The organism is Yinghuangia aomiensis (assembly GCF_039542225.1).
Lineage (GTDB): Bacteria > Actinomycetota > Actinomycetes > Streptomycetales > Streptomycetaceae > Yinghuangia > Yinghuangia aomiensis.
Genome location: NZ_BAABHS010000051.1, coordinates 19,437 through 36,237, shown reverse-complemented (window position 1 = coordinate 36,237; position 16,801 = coordinate 19,437). Strand labels below are relative to the sequence as shown.

12 protein-coding genes are annotated in these 16,801 nt (G+C 72.3%); 7 read left to right on the top strand and 5 right to left on the bottom strand.

Translation table 11 applies throughout. The features are described from left to right. The first annotated feature begins 3 nt into the window (after positions 1-3). The 5 genes from ABEA93_RS38690 (at position 4) to ABEA93_RS38670 (ending at position 6,009) form a co-directional block, all read left to right on the top strand. A complete protein-coding gene (locus ABEA93_RS38690) occupies positions 4-939 on the top strand; it encodes a SecDF P1 head subdomain-containing protein (RefSeq protein WP_345680670.1) in 936 nt (311 codons plus the stop codon). Between the two features lie 187 nt (positions 940-1,126). Then, the gene (locus tag ABEA93_RS38685; RefSeq protein WP_345680669.1) at positions 1,127-2,683 is read left to right on the top strand and encodes an MFS transporter; all 1,557 of its coding nucleotides are present in this window, start codon (positions 1,127-1,129) and stop codon (positions 2,681-2,683) included. Positions 2,684-2,828: 145 nt separating this feature from the next. Next, positions 2,829-4,484, top strand: a complete 1,656-nt coding sequence (locus ABEA93_RS38680; protein WP_345680668.1) for a PP2C family protein-serine/threonine phosphatase — start codon at positions 2,829-2,831, stop codon at positions 4,482-4,484. Then, the gene (locus ABEA93_RS38675; protein ID WP_345680667.1) at positions 4,481-5,590 is read left to right on the top strand and encodes a cobalamin B12-binding domain-containing protein; all 1,110 of its coding nucleotides are present in this window, start codon (positions 4,481-4,483) and stop codon (positions 5,588-5,590) included. Before ABEA93_RS38680 ends, ABEA93_RS38675 begins: the two co-directional genes overlap by 4 nt. Beyond that, the gene (locus ABEA93_RS38670) at positions 5,587-6,009 is read left to right on the top strand and encodes an STAS domain-containing protein (RefSeq protein ID WP_345680666.1); all 423 of its coding nucleotides are present in this window, start codon (positions 5,587-5,589) and stop codon (positions 6,007-6,009) included. Before ABEA93_RS38675 ends, ABEA93_RS38670 begins: the two co-directional genes overlap by 4 nt. A gap of 629 nt (positions 6,010-6,638) precedes the next feature. On the opposite strand, the gene ABEA93_RS38665 is transcribed toward ABEA93_RS38670, so the two are convergent. Further along, on the bottom strand, positions 6,639-8,138 hold the full coding sequence (locus ABEA93_RS38665) for a GMC family oxidoreductase (RefSeq protein WP_345680665.1): 1,500 nt from the start codon (positions 8,136-8,138) through the stop codon (positions 6,639-6,641). 259 nt (positions 8,139-8,397) lie between these two features. Between ABEA93_RS38665 and ABEA93_RS38660 the strand changes: the two genes are divergently transcribed. Further along, positions 8,398-10,041, top strand: a complete 1,644-nt coding sequence (locus ABEA93_RS38660; RefSeq protein WP_345680664.1) for a protein kinase domain-containing protein — start codon at positions 8,398-8,400, stop codon at positions 10,039-10,041. A 200-nt stretch (positions 10,042-10,241) separates the two neighbouring features. Here the strand turns inward: ABEA93_RS38660 and ABEA93_RS38655 are convergent, their stop codons facing one another. The 4 genes from ABEA93_RS38655 to ABEA93_RS38640 form a co-directional block, all read right to left on the bottom strand. Beyond that, positions 10,242-11,384, bottom strand: a complete 1,143-nt coding sequence (locus tag ABEA93_RS38655; protein WP_345680663.1) for an acyl-CoA dehydrogenase family protein — start codon at positions 11,382-11,384, stop codon at positions 10,242-10,244. A 41-nt stretch (positions 11,385-11,425) separates the two neighbouring features. After that, positions 11,426-12,616, bottom strand: coding sequence for an acyl-CoA dehydrogenase family protein (locus ABEA93_RS38650; protein WP_345680662.1), 1,191 nt, complete (start codon positions 12,614-12,616; stop codon positions 11,426-11,428). Between the two features lie 154 nt (positions 12,617-12,770). Further along, positions 12,771-15,020, bottom strand: coding sequence for an acyl-CoA dehydrogenase family protein (locus ABEA93_RS38645; RefSeq protein ID WP_345680661.1), 2,250 nt, complete (start codon positions 15,018-15,020; stop codon positions 12,771-12,773). Positions 15,021-15,218: 198 nt separating this feature from the next. After that, complete coding sequence (locus tag ABEA93_RS38640; protein WP_345680660.1) at positions 15,219-15,716, bottom strand: pyridoxamine 5'-phosphate oxidase family protein; 498 nt, start codon at positions 15,714-15,716, stop codon at positions 15,219-15,221. A gap of 260 nt (positions 15,717-15,976) precedes the next feature. Between ABEA93_RS38640 and ABEA93_RS38635 the strand changes: the two genes are divergently transcribed. Then, positions 15,977-16,792 carry an SDR family NAD(P)-dependent oxidoreductase gene (locus ABEA93_RS38635; protein ID WP_345680659.1) on the top strand — a complete coding sequence of 272 codons (816 nt, stop codon included), beginning with the start codon at positions 15,977-15,979 and terminating at the stop codon, positions 16,790-16,792. Positions 16,793-16,801: the final 9 nt, after the last annotated feature.

The following is a 16,801-nucleotide window of genomic DNA, read 5'->3' as shown; positions in this document are numbered from 1 at the left end:
CACGTGGACACTCGACGCATACGCCGTACTCCTCTGCCCACCCTCGCCGCCGTGGCCCTCACCGGCACCCTGCTGGCCGCCTGCGGCAGCGAGAAAGCCGACGACAACGACCTGTCCGGCGGCAACACCGCCTCGGTCCTGCTCCACCCGGCCGCCGGCGCCACCGCCGGCCAACTCGACGCGACCGCGGCGGTGCTGCGCAAGCGGCTCGAATACGCCGGGGTCAAGAACGGCAAGGTGACCGTCGAGAACGGCACCATCAAGGTCATGGTGCCGGACGGCCCGGGCGGCGGCGCGGACGCGCTCCAGGGGATCGAGAAGGACGGGCGGCTGGAGTTCCGCCCGGTGCTGTCGGCCGCGCGGGCATCCGCCGGGTCGGGGGCGCCGACGCCCGCCGACGCCACGCCGCAGACCGCGGATCCCGCCAAGTACCCGGGCGTGACGGCCGAGTTGGTGGCCGCGTACAACGCCCTCGACTGCACGCGCCCCGGCACCGGGACGGCGAACGCCGGCCAGTCGGCCCAGGTGGTCGCCGCCTGCGAAGACAAGCCGCAGGACGGGACGCCCGAGCGCTACCTGCTCGCCCCCGCCGAACTCACCGGCTCCGACGTCCAGTCCGCCGAGGCGGAGACGCCGACCTCGGGCCAGACCGGCGGCTGGCAGATCGCCCTGACGTTCACCACGTCCGGCGCCGACAAGTTCACCAAGATCACCGGCAGGCTGGCCGACAACTCCCTGCCGACCAACCGCTTCGCCATCACCCTGGACGGCCGGGTCGTCATCGCCCCGTCGGTCATGCAGGAACTCACCGGCGGAAACGCCGTCATCACCGGCCAGTTCACCAAGTCCGAAGCAACCCGCACCGCGGCAGTCCTCCGGACGGGCAACCTCCCGGTGGCCTTGACGGCCGACCCCGTGGTCACCAACAGCGCCAAGTAGCGGACCAGGGGCGGGCCGGCGCTCCGGCCGGACCCGCCCCACCGCGAGCGCACCCCCGACCGGCCTCTTCGCGGTCCGGGCATATCGGCCTCGTGCCCCGGCAGACCGTCGTCGCGCCGCCGCTTCACACCAGCTCCAGACAACCCCCTCGAACATTTGCGATCCATGTGAGACACTGTTGTCTCAAATGACGAATTCAAGTCTCCACCCCGACACCCGCAGCTCCGCAGCCCCGCAGCTGGACCCGCGGCGTTGGATCGTGCTCGCGATCCTCGCCGGAAGCCTGCTGCTCATCGCGATGGACACGACGATCCTCAACGTCGCGTTCCCGTCCCTGGTCGAAGACCTGCAGCCGGGTTCCGTGCAGCAGCTCTGGATCATCGACGCCTACGCCCTCGCGCTGTCCGGACTCCTGGTGACCGCCGGCGCGCTCGGCGACCGGTGGGGACGCAAGCGCCTGCTGATGATCGGCTTCGGCATCTTCGCCGCGGCCTCGCTCGGCGCGGCCTTCGCGACCGAGCCCTGGCACGTCATCGCCGCCCGCGCGCTCCTCGGCGTCGGCGGCGCGGCGATCATGCCTTCCACGCTCTCCCTCCTGCGCAGCGTCTTCACCGATGCGCGCGAGCGGGCGCTCGCCTACGCGATCTGGGCCGCCGTCTTCGGCGGCGGCATGGCCCTCGGCCCGGTCGTCGGCGGTCTCCTCGTCGAGCACCAGGGCTGGCAGTCGGCGTTCCTCCTCAACATCCCCGTCGCCCTCGCCGTGGTCGGGTTCGGCATGTGGTTCATCCCCGAGTCGCACGGTCCGCGCGCCGGAAAGTGGGACTGGTCGGGCGTCGGCCTGTCGATCGTCGGCATGATCGCCCTCGCGGCCGGCATCAAGGAGCTGGGCAAGAACGGCGTGGCCGACCCGATGCCGTGGGTCCTGCTGGCGATCGCCGCGGTCACGCTCACCGTGTTCGTGCGCCGCCAGCTCCGCATCGAGCACCCGCTGCTCCAGGTCCGGCTGTTCGCCGACCGGTCGTTCAGCATCGCCGCGGCGGCGATCTTCCTGAGCATGATCGCCATGGGCTCCGTCATGTTCCTCATGACGCAGTGGTTCCAGTACGCGCAGGGCCTCAGCCCGCTGGAGGCCGGCGTCCGCCTGCTCCCCGCACCGCTCGCGCTGATCGTGACGTCGCTGCTGGCCCCGCGCCTGATGGACCGCTTCCCGATCCGGCACGTGCTGGGCGCGAGCCTGGTCCTCATGGCCGCCGCGCTCGCCGTCCCGTACGTGATCGACCGGTTCGGCACGCTCGGCTACCCGGGCATCGCGGTCTCCCTCGGCCTGCTCGGCACGGGCACCGGCGTGGCGACCACCGTCGCGTCGGTGACCCTGATGGCCGCCACCCCGACCAAGTACGTCGGCGGCGCCGCGGCCATCGAGGAGACCAGCTACGAACTGGGCGCCGCCATGGGCGTGGCCATGCTCGGCAGCCTCGCGTCCGTCCTCTACCGCCACAACCTGGCCGATGTCGGCTCCGGCCCGACCGCCGACTCGATCCGCGACTCGATCGGCGAAGCGGCGCACGCCGCCGACCGCATGGGCGGCACCGCCGGCGCCGACCTGCTGCACAAGGCTTCCGAGGCCTTCACCGCCGGCATGACGCCGACGTTCCTCATCGCGGCCGCCCTGCCGGTCGCCGCGGCGGCACTCGGCTGGGCGCTGATCCCCAAGGACCTGCGTCCCACGGAGGAGGCACACTAACCGCGCCGACACCCCCGCACGCCGCCGCCGGGGCCGGGTCGGGGCCATCCGACACAACCGGTGTGTTTCCCGAGGTGTGAGAGTGTTGGGGGATATGTCTCCGAGGAGGGCGGTCAGGCCGGCGGCGGAACGCGGGCCCGGAATCATGACGAGTACCGAGCGATCCCCGCACGCGACGCGGGACTTGATGGCGTCGTTGGGAACCTCGTGGATGCGGGCGCCCTACCCGGCGTTGGTCGCCGACGCGGCGGGTGTCGTCGTTGCCGCCAACGAGCAGGCCGCACGGCTGTTCCCCACCGCGGTCACCGGCGCACCGCTCGACGGCGCGGTGCCGCGCTGGTTCGTGCGGGCGCACCGGCAAGTCGCGGCCGGTGCCCGGGATTCGGCCGGCCCGGTGCGCGGCTGGCACGGGCGGCGGGCACTGGAGGCGCACGCCACCCACGGATCCGACGGCGAAGTGGTGTGGTGGCTGGTCGACGACACCGACCGGCATCGCGCCGAGACGGCTCTCAAGAGCGAGCAGGAGCGCACCGCGTTCCTCGCCGAGGCGTCCTCGCGTCTACTGGCGTCGCTGAACACCGAACGCTGCATGGAAGTCGCGGTCGAGCTGGCGGCGGAATTCCTTGCCGACGCCGCGGTCCTGGTGGCCCCGTCGGCGGGACGACGGCATTCGATCGCCACCGCCGCCGGCGGCCGGCCGTCCCGCCGGTCGGTGCGGATCGATCCCCAGGCGGTACCGGGGCTGGCGGAGGCCCTCCAGGGCTACCCACCCGTTCCCTCGCGGTGGATCGACCCCGCGGCGGTGCCCGACTGGGCTTTTCCGGAGGGTTTCACCGGTCCGGTCGGATCGGTCGTGGTCACGCCCTTGCCGGGGCACGGCATTCCCGCCGGTGCGCTGATCCTGCTGCGCCGCAGCGACCATGCCGCGTTCGACGCGTCCGAGGAGCTGTTCGCCCGCGTCTTCGCCGCGCGCGCCGGTGTGGCGTTGTCCGCGGCCCGGCTGTACCAGGAGCAGAGCCGTGTCACGGAGACGCTCATGGCCGAGCTGCTGCCGCCGGTGCTGACGCAGGTGCACGGGGTGGAATTCGCGGGAGGCTACCGCGCGTCCCAGGAAACCGAACGCGTCGGCGGCGACTTCTACGACGTCCATCCCGGCACCGACACCGGCCGGGAGACGCTGGCGGTCCTGGGGGACGTGGCCGGCAAAGGGCTCGACGCGGCCGTCCTGACCGGCAAGATCCGGAACACCTTGCAGGCGCTGCTCCCGCTGGCCGACGACCACGGGAATCTGCTGCGGTTGCTCAACGGCGCCTTGCTCACCCGCCTTCATACGCGTTTCGCCACGCTGGTACTCGCCTCGGTGCGCAGACAGGGCGCGGATGCGCACCTGCGGCTCACCTCCGCGGGCCACCCGGCCCCGCTGATCGTGCGTCAGGACGGCACGGTCGACGAAGCGGCGACGGCCGGCACGCTGATCGGCGTGCTGCCGGAGATCACGTCCACGACCGCCGAGGTGGTGCTGCGGCCGGGGGAGACCTGCCTGCTGTTCACCGACGGTGTCACGGAGGCCAAGGGCGGCCCGCTCGGCGACGTCATGTTCGGCGAGGAGCGCCTGCGGGCCGCATTGGCCGAGTGCGCGGGTATGCCCGCAGAGGCCGTCACCGAGCGGATCCAGATGCTCGTCGCCGAGTGGCTGGGCGGAAACCGGCACGACGACATAGCCGTGATGGCCATCACGGCATCGCATTCGGCGCATTTGACGGCGGTGGAAGGGCGGACACCGGGCAGGTTCACCTCATGAACGAACCTGTTGTCACCGAGACGGCGCACGAAACCCAGCTGTTGGAGCCGGCCCGGGAGGCCCTCTGGCAGGCCGTTCGCGGCCGCGACGAGTACGCCGCCCGTGGCGTCGTCTTCGCACTTCAGGACACCGGAGTGAGTGTCGAGGACGTCCTGTTGGACGTCGTCGCCCCGGTGCAGCGCAGAGTGGGCGCCGAATGGGCCGCCGACCGGCTCACCGTCGCCCAGGAGCATGCCGCGACCGCCATCCACGAGCGGGTGATCGCCGCCTTGGCGCATCGCAACGTCGAGCCGGCGCCCGACGGCGCTGCGGGTACGGTCGCGGTGTCCTGCGTGGAAGGGGAATGGCACGCCCTCCCCGCGCGGATCGTCGCCGAAGTCCTGCAGCAGCGGGGTTACCGGGTCGATTTCCTGGGTGCGCAGGTCCCGACCGCCCGCCTGGTCACGCACCTGCACCAGACGGCACCGGTCGCCCTGGCGTTGTCGTCGTCGCTGCCCACACGGCTTCCGGACGCGCACAAGGCGATCACCGCCGCCCAGGCCGTGGGCGTCCCCGTCCTCGCCGGAGGTGCGGCCTTCGGGGCGGACGGCCGCCACGCCCGTCGGCTTGGCGCGGACGCGTGGGCTCCCGACGCCCGTTCCGCCGCGGCCGTGCTCGACCGCGGCCTGCCGCGCCCACGGAGTGGAGCGGTCCGCCAGACCGTCGAGGACCTGCCGCACCTCGCCGACCAGGAGTACACCCTGATCGTGCGCCGCAAGCGGCAGTTGGTGCGCAACACGTTGTCCGGCCTGGACACCCGGCTGCCCGCCATGCGGTCGTACGGCGACGCCCAACGCGAGCGGACCGCCGAAGACATCGGCCACATCGTCGAGTTCCTCGCGGCCGCGCTCTACACCGACGACGCGGACTTGTTCGCCGGATTCATCGGCTGGACCGGAGACATCCTGTCGGCGCGCGGCGTACCCGCCCAGGTCCTCGCTCCTTGCCTGGCCGTCCTCGAGGAGGAACTCAAGGACTTCCCCCGGGCGTTGGGCGTCCTCAAGGTCGGCCGCGCCGTTGTGCGCGGCGCCACACCCCCGGCCCCCGGCGGAGTTCCCACCGCATGACAACACAACCCGAGGAAACCTTCGGCCTGGAGGCCGCACGCGACCCCGCCGGCGACGCGCACATCCGCGTCACCGGCGCCCTGGACTGGGAGAGCGCGGACGAACTCGTCGAGGCGGCACGCACGTTCCTGAACACTGCCCCGGCCCCCGGCACACTTCGGGTGTGCTGCGAACGGCTGACCTCGTGCGACTCCACGGGGCTGACGGCTCTGCTGACGATCCGCCGCGAAGCCACCGAGGCGGACACCGGCCTGTTCCTGGACGATCAACCGCCGCTCCTGAGGCGACTGCTGGGAATCACCGGCACCGCCCACCTGTTCGGCGGCGCGGACCCCGGCGATACCCGCAGGGGAGGCCGCGACCGGCGGCATGCCGCGGACGGCAGCCCCGCACCGTCGCAGGCACCACCCGGGCCGTAGGCCGACAGTCCAAAAGCTGAACAGGCCCGGGACCGGATGCACCGACTTCCGCGAGGGCGCTTCCAGCCCCACGATCGCGTGCGGCAGCATGTGCCACCTAGGCCGAGGAGGGCACGTGTTCGATCCGGATGAGGAAAGACCCCCGCGTCTTCCGATCGAGTACTCCGACCTCGGGGAGATCTACGGGCGATACGGCATCGACCCGCGAGACCCTGACGCCCCCGCGAAGTGGCGTGCGGCCGTGAGGCGAGCCGCGGAGCTCCGAAAGCAGGGTGTCGACCCCGCCCGGCCCGATCGCGAGGGAGAACCGCGCGCCGCCCGACGGGACGCGGACCGCACGAGGGAGGAAGCTCGGCCGGAACGCCCCGGGGCGGCACCGAGCGTAGCCGTCGTCAAGGGGCTGAAGGCGCCGCCGAGTCCGGGCGCGGCACCCTCGCTCCGCAGCCAGGGCACCAACCGGAGCCGGGTGTCCACCGAGGCCGTGGTGTGGGGGGTCGCGGCTCTCGGACGACGCCGGGCGGACGAGCGCGCTCCGAAGCTCGAACGCTCCCGCCTCCCGGGCTCGTAACCCCACAGGCCTGGCGGGCATCACCCGGAACCGCCCTGCCGCGGGCCACCGCAGCCCGAGGTCACATCAGCGCGGCAACCCGCTCCGCCATCATCACGCACCCCAAATACGTGTTCCCCGCCGGCAGCACCGGCATCGCCGACGCGTCCACCACCCGCAGCCCGGCGATCCCCCGCACCCGGCACCGGGCGTCCAGGACCGCGTCGGGCGCGCCGTCGGGGCCCATCGCGCATGTGCCGCCGAGGTGGCCGTAGCTGATCACGCCGCCGTCGGCGAGACCCTCGGCCGCGCCCGAAGCCGCCAAGTCGGCGACCGGGTGCACGCGTTCCGCGCCCAGTCCGGCGAACGCCGGGCCCGACTCCAGTTCGGCGATCCGGGACAGCAGCCAGTCGAGTCGATCGAGGTCGCGTGCCCCGAATTCCGGCATGACCACGTCCGGTTCCGCATCCGGATCCGTTCCGGTGATCGCCACGCGCCCGCGGCCGGTCACGTCGAGCAGGAACGGCACGATCGAGAAGTGCGAGGCGCCGTCCGCGGGCTCGCCGATCGGCAAGGTGAGGACGTGGAAGTCGACCCGGTCCGAGTCCGGCGTCCGCCCCACCCATACCGGCTGCACCGGCCCGCCGCGCAGCGCGGTCCCGCCCGGGTGCCGGTAGAGGAGCGCGATGCCCAGGTGGTCCTGGAGTCCCGTACCCACCCCCGGCAGGTCCGCGACGACGGCAATGCCCAAGGAATCCAGCAGCGCCTTGGGCCCGATCCCCGAACGCTGAAGCAGCGCGGGCGACCCGGTCGCGCCGCAGCTCACCACGACTTCGCGCGCGGTGTGCACTGTCCCGTCGGCGGACACGACCCCCGTCGCCCGCCCGTCCTCGACCACCACCCGGGCCACGGTGACACCGGTGCGGATCGCCAGGTTGCCGCGGGCACGCACATCGGCGGTGAGGTAGGCACGGCTCACCGTCAGCCGTTCCATCCCCTCCCCCTCCCCGGTGACCGTCAGCGGGAAGATCCCGACCCCCGGCAGCTGCCGCGGATCGTTGATGTCGTCCGCCCACGGCACCCCGAGCGCCCGGACGCCCGCCTGGAACGCCCTATGGGATTCGGCCTGTTCGTCCTCCGGCGAGCGGCGCACCGTCAGCGGCCCGGCACCGCCGTGCAGGTCCGACGCCCCGAAGTCCACGTCGCGTTCGACCGCCCGGAACGCGGCCAGGACGTCCGGCCAACCCCACCCGTCGAGTCCGCGCGCCTCCCAGCCGTCGTAGTCGACGGGCTGGCCGCGCAGCGTGGCCAGGTAGTTCACCGCCGACGTGCCGCCGAGCACACGCCCGCGCACCATGCCGACCGTGCGGTCGCCGCCCGTCCGCATCGCGTACGGGCGCGCGAACGGCGTACCCGCCCACACGTCCCCCGCGGCCGCCGGGCGCAGCACGCTCGCGTCGTAGCCGCGGTCGTCCGGACCTTGTTCGAGGAGCAGCACACGCCGCTCGGGGTTCTCCGACAGCCGTGCGGCGAGCACGGCGCCGCTGGTGCCGCCGCCGACCACGATGACGTCCGCGTCCACCGCGTTCCTCCGCCCGCCCATCACATACTTGACTCGGTCACTTTATTGGCCGGTGTCCGGGACGTCGAGACTGCGATCGGGCACCGGCCGAGTCCCATTGCCGCAAAGCGATGTTCACTCTCCGTGCCGCTTCGGTATCTTCCGTTGGTCGGGGAACCGGGCAACACCGAAGGGTGGCGCAGGCCGCGCCCTAGTCTCGTCCAGGAGTTCGTCGGTCCGACGGAGGCCGACGGCCGTGCGATCAAAGGAGTCCCGCCGCATGCGCGTTCTGGCGTCGCGCTATGAGCTGCACGAACCCGTCGGACGTGGCGGTATGGGCGAAGTATGGCGCGGCCGCGACCGCGAGCTGGACCGGACCGTCGCGGTCAAGGTGCTTCCCGCCGAACTCACCCGGCACGCGGAATTCCGCGCGCGCTTCCGGCGCGAAGCCCGCGTCGCCGCGGCGCTGTCCCACCAAGGGGTGGCCGTGCTGCACGACGTCGGCGAAGACGAAGGCGGCGGGGAGCCCGTGCCGTTCCTCGTCATGGAGTTCGTCGCGGGCGCCACGCTCGCGGACGAGGTCCGCGGTGGCCCACTCGCGCCGGACCGGGCCGTGACGATCGCCCGCGACATCGCCGACACGCTCGTGCACAGCCACGGACAGGGCCTGGTACATCGCGACATCAAACCCTCGAACGTGATGCTCACCCCGGCCGGCGGCGTCAAAGTCCTGGACTTCGGCATCGCGAAAGCCCTCGCCGATACCGCGACGCGTCTCACGTCCACCGGCGGCATGGTCGGTACGCCCGCTTACTTGTCTCCCGAACAGATCGACGGGGTCGATGTCGACGGGCGTACCGACGTCTACTCGCTCGGCTGCCTGCTGTATGAATTGCTCACCGGAAGACCGCCGTTCACCGGTGACTCGCCCTTCGCGGTGATGAACCAGCATCTGTCGAAAGCCCCGGCCGCCCCCTCCGCGCTGCGGCCGGAGGTACCCCCGGCCGTCGACGCCGTCGTGCTGCGGGCGCTCGCCAAGCGGACGGACGAAAGGTATCCGGATGCGGCTTCCTTCCGGGCGGCTCTGGAGCAGGTCCAGGAGGCCGCCCGGCACACGGTCGTCGCCGTGCCCGGGCCGCCACCGATCGCCACGGCGCCGACGGCGCACGGGTACCGGCCGGGGCCTGCCTGGGCTCCGGCACCCGGGGCGGCGGCCGGAATGGCCGTACCCGCCGGCGGGCCCCCTGCGGCGGGTGCGGCTTTGCCGGGACCGGGGGCCCCGCCTCAGCCGCCACCCGCGCAGTTCGCCGGGCCTGCGTCGGCCCCCGGCGGCGTGGCTGCGGGCCCGTCCGCACTGCCGGTCCACACCGGTCCCGGCCCCGGCGGATATCCCCCGCCGGCGGGGTCGCTCGCGGGTTCGCGGGGCTCACGCGCCCGGTTCACCCCCGACTCGGTCCTCGCGCTCGTGGGATGCCTGCTGGTTGCGTACCTCCAACTGACGGACAGCGGCGTCTGGTTCCACGCGAGCTTGGAGGGCCCCGCGCAGATCATCTGGTTGGCCGGTTTCGCCGCGCTGCCGTGGGCACCGCAGGTCAGTGCGGCGCTGGTGTGGGGCTTTGCGGCCTTCGGCGCGGTCAATCCGGGCGCCGCCGACGCAAAGGCCCTGGTGGTCGGCGGCTTGTGGGCGGTTGCCGCCGCAATCTGCCTCTGGTTGATCACCACAAGCGCTCCCCGACGCGGCGTGCTCGCGGTGGTGGCCGGATGGCTGCTCTTCCGCATGGGTTTCGAGGTGTGGGCGACGCGTTTCGTCGGCCAATACGAGTACGTGGTGGTCGCCGCGTTCTGGACGATGTTCGTCCTGGTCCTCGTGTCGGCCGCGGCGGTGGACGTGCGGGAGAACCTGGCCCGCCCCCGGGCCGCCTGAGCCGCCGATCCGCGTGGCGGGCCCGCAGCCCCCGCACGCAAGAACGCCGGACGGCGCCCGGGTCTCCTCCCGGGCGCCGTCCGAACGCGCCGTGCCGTCCGCGGCCCCCGCAGCAAACGGGACGCGGTACAGCCGCCGAGCCCGCCCCGCGCGCCCGGAGGACACGCGGGGCGGGGTTGATCAGGGTTGACCAGGGCCGGTCAGACGTACTCGCCCGCCGGGCGCGCCGCGAAGCCCGCGCCGATGCGCAGCGCCTGCTCGGTGGCGCCGCCGAGGGAGAACTCGTTCTGCTTGGCGTGCACGAAGTAGCGGTGCACGAAGTGCTCTTCGGCGATGCCCATGCCGCCGTGCACGTGGACGACGGCGTGCGCGACGCGGTGGCCGCCCTCCGCCGCCCAGAACTTCGCGGTGGCGATCGCCTCGGACGCGTCGGCGCCGGCGCCGACCTGCCACGCGGCCTGCCACGTCGTGAGGCGGATCGCCTCCACGTCGATGTAGCAGTCGGCGAGGCGGTGGCCGACCGCCTGGAACGAGCCGATCGGCCGCTTGAACTGCTGCCGGGTGGTCGTGTACGCGGCGGCCTCGCGCATCGCCCGCTCGGTGGTGCCGAGCTGGAGCGCGCACAGCGCGAGCGTGGCGCGGTCGCGCAGCCACACCGCGACCGCCGTGTCCACGGTGCCGCCGAGCAGCGCGTCGTCGCCGACGACCGCGCCGTCGAGCACGAGTTCGCCGGCGATCTCCTTGGCGGTGGTCAGCTGCGGCTCGATCGTCACACCGGCGGTGCCGGGCGCGACGAGGAATACGCCCACGCCGTCGTCGGTGGCCGCCGGGACGAGGACCACATCGGCGACGGTCCCGGCCGGGACGCCGGTCTTGACACCGTCCAGGCGCCATCCGCCGTCCACGCGCACGGCCTTCGCGGCGGGCGCCGCCGCGTCGCGGCCCAGACGCTCGGCGAGCGCGACGGTGAGGATCTTGTCGCCGGACACGGCGCCCGGCAGCCAGGCGGCCTTCTGCTCGGCGGTGCCGTGCTCCGCGACGGCCGCGGCGGCCACGCTCGACGCGTAGAACGGCACGGGCGCCAGGGTGCGGCCGACCTCTTCGAGGATCAGCAGCTGCTCCAGGACGCCGAAGCCGGAGCCGCCGTGCTCCTCGGGCAGGGCGATGCCGAGGATGTTCGCCTTCGCCAGCTCGCCCCACAGTTCGCGGTCGAACCGCGGCGCGCCTTCGCCGGTGACCTTCGCCTCAAGTGCGGTGAGCGCCTCGTGGGTCACGCGCTCGGTGAGGATCTGCCGGACCAGGCCCACCAGTTCCTGCTGTTCTTCGGTGTATGCGAAATCCATGTCGCAATTCCCTCAATCGGTGGTCTGCGGGTGGGGTCCGGTCAGCGCGGGGGACGGGGCATGCCGAGACCGAACATCGCGATCATGTCGCGCTGGATCTCGTTGGTGCCGCCGCCGAACGTGAGGATCAGCGCCGAGCGGTACATCTTCTCGATACGGCCGCGCAGGACCGCGCCGGGCGCGTCCGCCGTCAGGTAGGCGTCCTCGCCGAAGCACTCCATGAGCAGCCGGTAGGCCTCGGTGGCGAACTCGGTGCCGAAGATCTTGGTGGCGGACGCGTCGGACGGCCCGACCTTCTTGCCGTGGTCCACCGCCCACGCGATCTTCCAGTTGATGAGCTTCAGGTACTCGACCTTGGCGTGCACGCGGCCGAGGTTGAGCTGCACCTGCTGCTGGTCGATGGCCCGGGTGCCGTCCGGCAGCAGGGCCTCCTCCGCCCAGCGGCGGGTCTCGTGCAGCGCGAGCTGCACGCCCGCCGCCGAGCACAGCGCGACGCGCTCGCGGTTGAGCTGGCCGGTCATCAGCGACCAGCCGCCGTTGACCTCGCCGACCACCGCGGACGCGGGGACGCGCATGTCCTCGAAGGTGAGCTGGCTGACCGTCTGCCCGCCGAGCGTCTTGACCTCGCTCCAGCTCAGGCCGGGGGTGTCGGTCGGCACCAGGAAGATCGTCAGGCCCTTGTGCGCCTTCGCGTCCGGGTCGGTGCGCGCGGCCAGCCACAGGTAGTCCGCGACGTGGATCAGCGAGATCCACATCTTCTGCCCGTTGATGACGAAGTCGTCGCCGTCCCGGACCGCGCGGGTGCGCAGGTTGGCCAGGTCGGTGCCGGCCTCCGGCTCCGAGTAGCCGATGGAGAAGTGCAGGTCGCCGGAGAGGATCTTGGGCAGGAAGAAGTCCCGCTGCTCCTGCGTGCCGTACTCCATCAGCGTCGGGCCGACGGTGTTGATGGTGAGGAACGGCACGGCCGCGCCGGCGAGGGTCGCCTCGTCGGTGAAGATCAGCTGCTCCATCATGGAGCGGTCCTGGCCGCCGTACTCCTTGGGCCAGCCGATGCCGAGCCAGCCGTCCTGCCCCATGCGGTTGGCGATCTTCCAGTACGCGCCGTCGCGTCCGGCCAGGGTGGTCTCCCCGGAGGCCTGCTGCTCGCGGACCTCCGTCGTCATGATCCCGGCGAAGTACTCGCGGAGTTCCCGGCGCAGTTCTTCCTGCTCCGGCGTGTAGGCGATGTGCACGGTTACCTCCCGGGACCGGGCGGTCCCTCGTGGATGCTTGCGTGGGGCGTCTCAGGTCGTGCGCGTCTCGGGTGGTGCGTGTCTCAGGTCGTGCGTGTCGCGGGTAGTGCGCGACGGCCGGGACCCGAGTCGGGTCCCGGCCGCCGGGTCCGGATCAGCCGCGCGGCAGGCCGAGGATGCGCTCGGCGACCACGTTCAGCTGGATTTCCCGGGTGCCGCCGCCGAGCAGCACCGCGGGGATGGACAGGTACGCGGTGACGAGTTCCTCGGCGAGCCCGTCGGTCGCCGCGAGCCCCGCTTCCGCGACCCGCTCCAGGCGCGTGGTCTGCACGGCCCGCTGGTGCTCGGTGACCGCGAGCTTGAGCACACTGGACGCGGCGCCCGGGTTGAGCCCGGACAGCTGCTGGAGCGTGGAGCGCAGGGTGAGGGCGCGCAGCGCCCAGTTCTCCGCGGCGTAGGCGCCGAGCTTGACCGCGGTGGCCTGGTCGGCCCGGCTGCCGACGGACGCGCCGATCTCCTCGACGAGCTTGCCGAACGCGGCCATGCCGGGGCCGCCCGCGATCATCACACGCTCGTTGGCGAGCGTGGTGCGGGTGATCGGCCAGCCCTGGTTCACCTCGCCGACGACCATGTCGTCCGGGACGAAGACGTTCTCCAGGAACACCTCGTTGAACTCGGACTGCCCGTTGGCCTGCTTCAGCGGGCGCACGTCGATGCCGGGCGTGCTCATGTCGACGATGAAGTAGGTGATGCCCTTGTGCTTGGCCACGTCCTGGTCGGTGCGGGCCAGGCAGATGCCCCAGTGGGCCTCGTGGGCCTTGGAGTTCCACACCTTCTGGCCGTTGATCTTCCAGCCGCCGTCGACCTTCTCGGCGCGCGTGGTCAGCGACGCCAGGTCGGATCCGGCCCCGGGCTCGCTGAACAGCTGGCACCAGATGATGTCGCCGCGCAGCGTCGCGGGCACGAAGCGGTCCTTCTGCGCTTCGGTGCCGTGCGCCATGATCGTCGGGAGCGCGAACTCGCCGATGATGGTCGAGGGCTGGACGAGCCCCGCGCGGGCGAATTCCTGCTGGATGACGATCTGCTGGGCCGGGTCCGCGCCGATGCCGTACGGCTTCGGGTAGTGCGGGGAGACGTAGCCGCACTCGTCGGCGAGGAACTGCCGGCGCGCGGGCTCCTCCAAGCCCTTCGCCCGCTCCAGGTTCGCGGCCACCTGGGCGCGGAACTCGTCGACATCGCCGTCGAGTTCGAGTTCGAAGCGGCGCACCGGGCCACCGTCGAGGCTCGCCAGGGCGCGGCGGCCGAGGAGTTCGTTCCACTCGCCGGGGCCGCCGAGGAGCTGCGCGAGGAACACCGCGCGGCGCCAGTACAGCTGGATGTCGTGTTCCCACGTGAACCCGATGCCGCCGAGCATGGTGATGCAGTCGAGGGCGATCTCGCGGGCGATCGGCAGGCAGGTGACGGCGGCTTCGGCGGCGGCCAGTTCCAGCTGCGACTCGGCGTCGGCACCGCGCTCGTCGGCGGCGCGGGCGCCGTCCCACGCGGCCGCGGTGGCGACCTGGAGGCGCGTGAAGATGTTCGAGGCCTTGTGCTTGACCGCCTGGAACGAGCCGACGGCGCGGCCGAACTGCTCGCGGATCTTGACGTAGTCGACGGCGGTCTCGAAGCACCACCGCGCGACACCCACGGCCTCGGCGGCGGCGAGGACCGCGGCAAGGCGGCGGACGCGTTCGGTGGTGATGCCCTGCAGCACCTGCGACGAGGTGATCTCCAGGCCGCGCAGCGTGACCTCGGCGACCCCGCGGGCGAGGTCGACGGCGGGCAGCGGGGCGATGTCCACGGCACCGGTGCCGAGGTCGCTGTCCGAGTCGCGGGTCGCGACCACGAACCACAGCTCGCCGGTCGTCGTGGACGCGGCGTCGGTGCGGGCGCCGAGCAGCAGGTAGCGCGCGTTCGCGGCGCCGGGGACGGGGCCGGCCGTGCCGGAGACCTCCCAGCCGACCTGCGTCTGGTGCGCGGTGAGCCCGGCGCGGACGGCGACGGCGCCGGTGGCGCCCTCGGCGAACTCGGGCAGCAGGCGCTTGGCGATGTCGTCGCCGCCGTAGCGGGCCAGCAGCGCGCTCGTGATCACGCTGGGCAGCAGCGGGCCGGGCAGCAGCGCGCGGCCGGCCTCCTCCAGCGCGACGGCGAGGTCGAGGATGCCGGCGCCGGCACCGTCGTACTCCTCGGGCAGGTGGATGGCGGGGACTCCGGTGGCCGCCAGATCCGCCCAGAAGTCCGGGACCCGGCCGGCGGACAGCACGTCGAGGTCGCGGCGCACCGCCTCGATCGGCGCGTGGCGCTGGGCGAAACCGGCGACCGATTCGGCGAAGGTCCGGTGTTCCGGGGTGTATCCGATGGGCACGTGAAATCCCCTATCTGTGCGGGACCCGGGCAAGGGCGTTCCGAGAGCGGCCGGGCCCGCCGATCCTGATGATCCGACAATATCCTTGTCAAGGTCAAAGGAAAAGACAGGAGACCTTAGCTTTTTTCGGGTACGCGTTGCCCGGGCCCACGCACAGGGCGGGGGCCACCGTGTGCTGCCGGTGCTCCCGAGCTGCTGTTACTGCGCCGGCCGCGTCGTCGGCAGGCCCAGCTTGCGGTGGTCCCAGGTGACGATCCTCTCGGGGATCACCTTGATGACGACCCGCTTGTGCAGCATCATCTCGACGGCCGGCCGCATGGCCTCGGTGTACGGCGCGGTGTACCGGCTGAACACGTCGACGCCCAGCTCCCAGATGCGCTCCGGCTCCTCGACGATCTCCGCCTTGCCGACCACGGAGACGCCGCGCAGCTCCTCGTAGTAGTCGCCGGCCTCGACGAGCACCGTGATGTTGGGGTTGCGCCGCAGGTTGAGCACCTTCTGCGCCTTGGCCTTCGACTCGAGCGCGATCTCGCCCTCGAGGAAGCCGTACCACATGCCGATCGAGTGGATCGAGCCGTCGGCGTTGACGGTCGACATCGTCATCGAGTGCCGCTCGGCCAGGAACGCGTCGACCTCCTCCGGCGTCATCTTGACCTTGTCGCGCTGCTTGACACCGTGGCCGATGTGCTCGCCCATGGGGCTCCCCTTTCCACCCGTGGCCGCTTCGGTCGTCGCGCTCGCATCCGCGGGGCGGCTGCGAGTCTTCCGTCACATCCCACAAGTGATTGCTTCAGTCAAACATTGTCGCGGCCACCATGCCACAGCGCCGGGCGCCGTGTCCGCACCCGGCGCGCCTGCCCGCGGATTGCCCCGGCTCCTGCCCGGTGATTGCCGTCTCCCGCGTCCTCGCTCCTCGCTCCCTTGTTCCTTGACACACCGTCAGGTAGGCATGGGGCATGACGCGCACCGACGACACCGAAGTCCCCGACTACCCCGGCCGCCTCCGCCTCGACGGCAAAGGCGTCGTCGTCCTCGGCGCCGGCCAGGGCATCGGCCGCCAGGCCACCCACGCGCTCGCCCAGGCAGGCGCCCGCGTACTGGCCGCCGACCTCGACCCCGACCTCGCCGACGACATCGCGAAGGAGGCCGACGGCATCGCGTGGTCGGGCGACGCCACGTCGCGTGCCGACGTCGAAGCGCTGTGGCAGCGGGCCGAGGCCACGCTCGGCCGCGTGCACGCCGTGGTCGACATCATCGGCATGAGCAAGTACCAGGACCTCCTGTCGGTCACCGACGAGGACTGGACGTGGCACCAGGACATCGTGCTGCGGCACGCGCTGCTGGCGCTGCAGTACGGCGGCGCGCACATGGCACGGCACGGGGGCGGGGCGTTCACGTTCGTCGCGTCGGTGTCGGGCCTGAGCGGCGCGCCGATGCATGCCGCTTACGGCGCGGCGAAGGCCGGGCTGATGTCGCTGGTGCGGTCGGCGGCGGTGGAACTGGGCCCGTCCGGGGTCCGGGTGAACGCGGTCGCGCCGGGGGTCGTGTGGACACCGCGGGTGTCGGCGTACCTGGGCGAGGCGGGACGGGCGGCCAACGCCGAGAACGCGCCGTTGCGCGACGTGGCCCGGCCGGCGGACATCGCGGGGCCGCTGCTGTTCCTGACGAGCGACTTGGCGCGGTACGTCAGCGGGCAGGTGCTGACGGTGGACGGCGGCGTGGGCGTGAAGTTCCCCTACCCGCTGCCGGACATGGACGCCGCTCCGCACTGACCCGCCCTC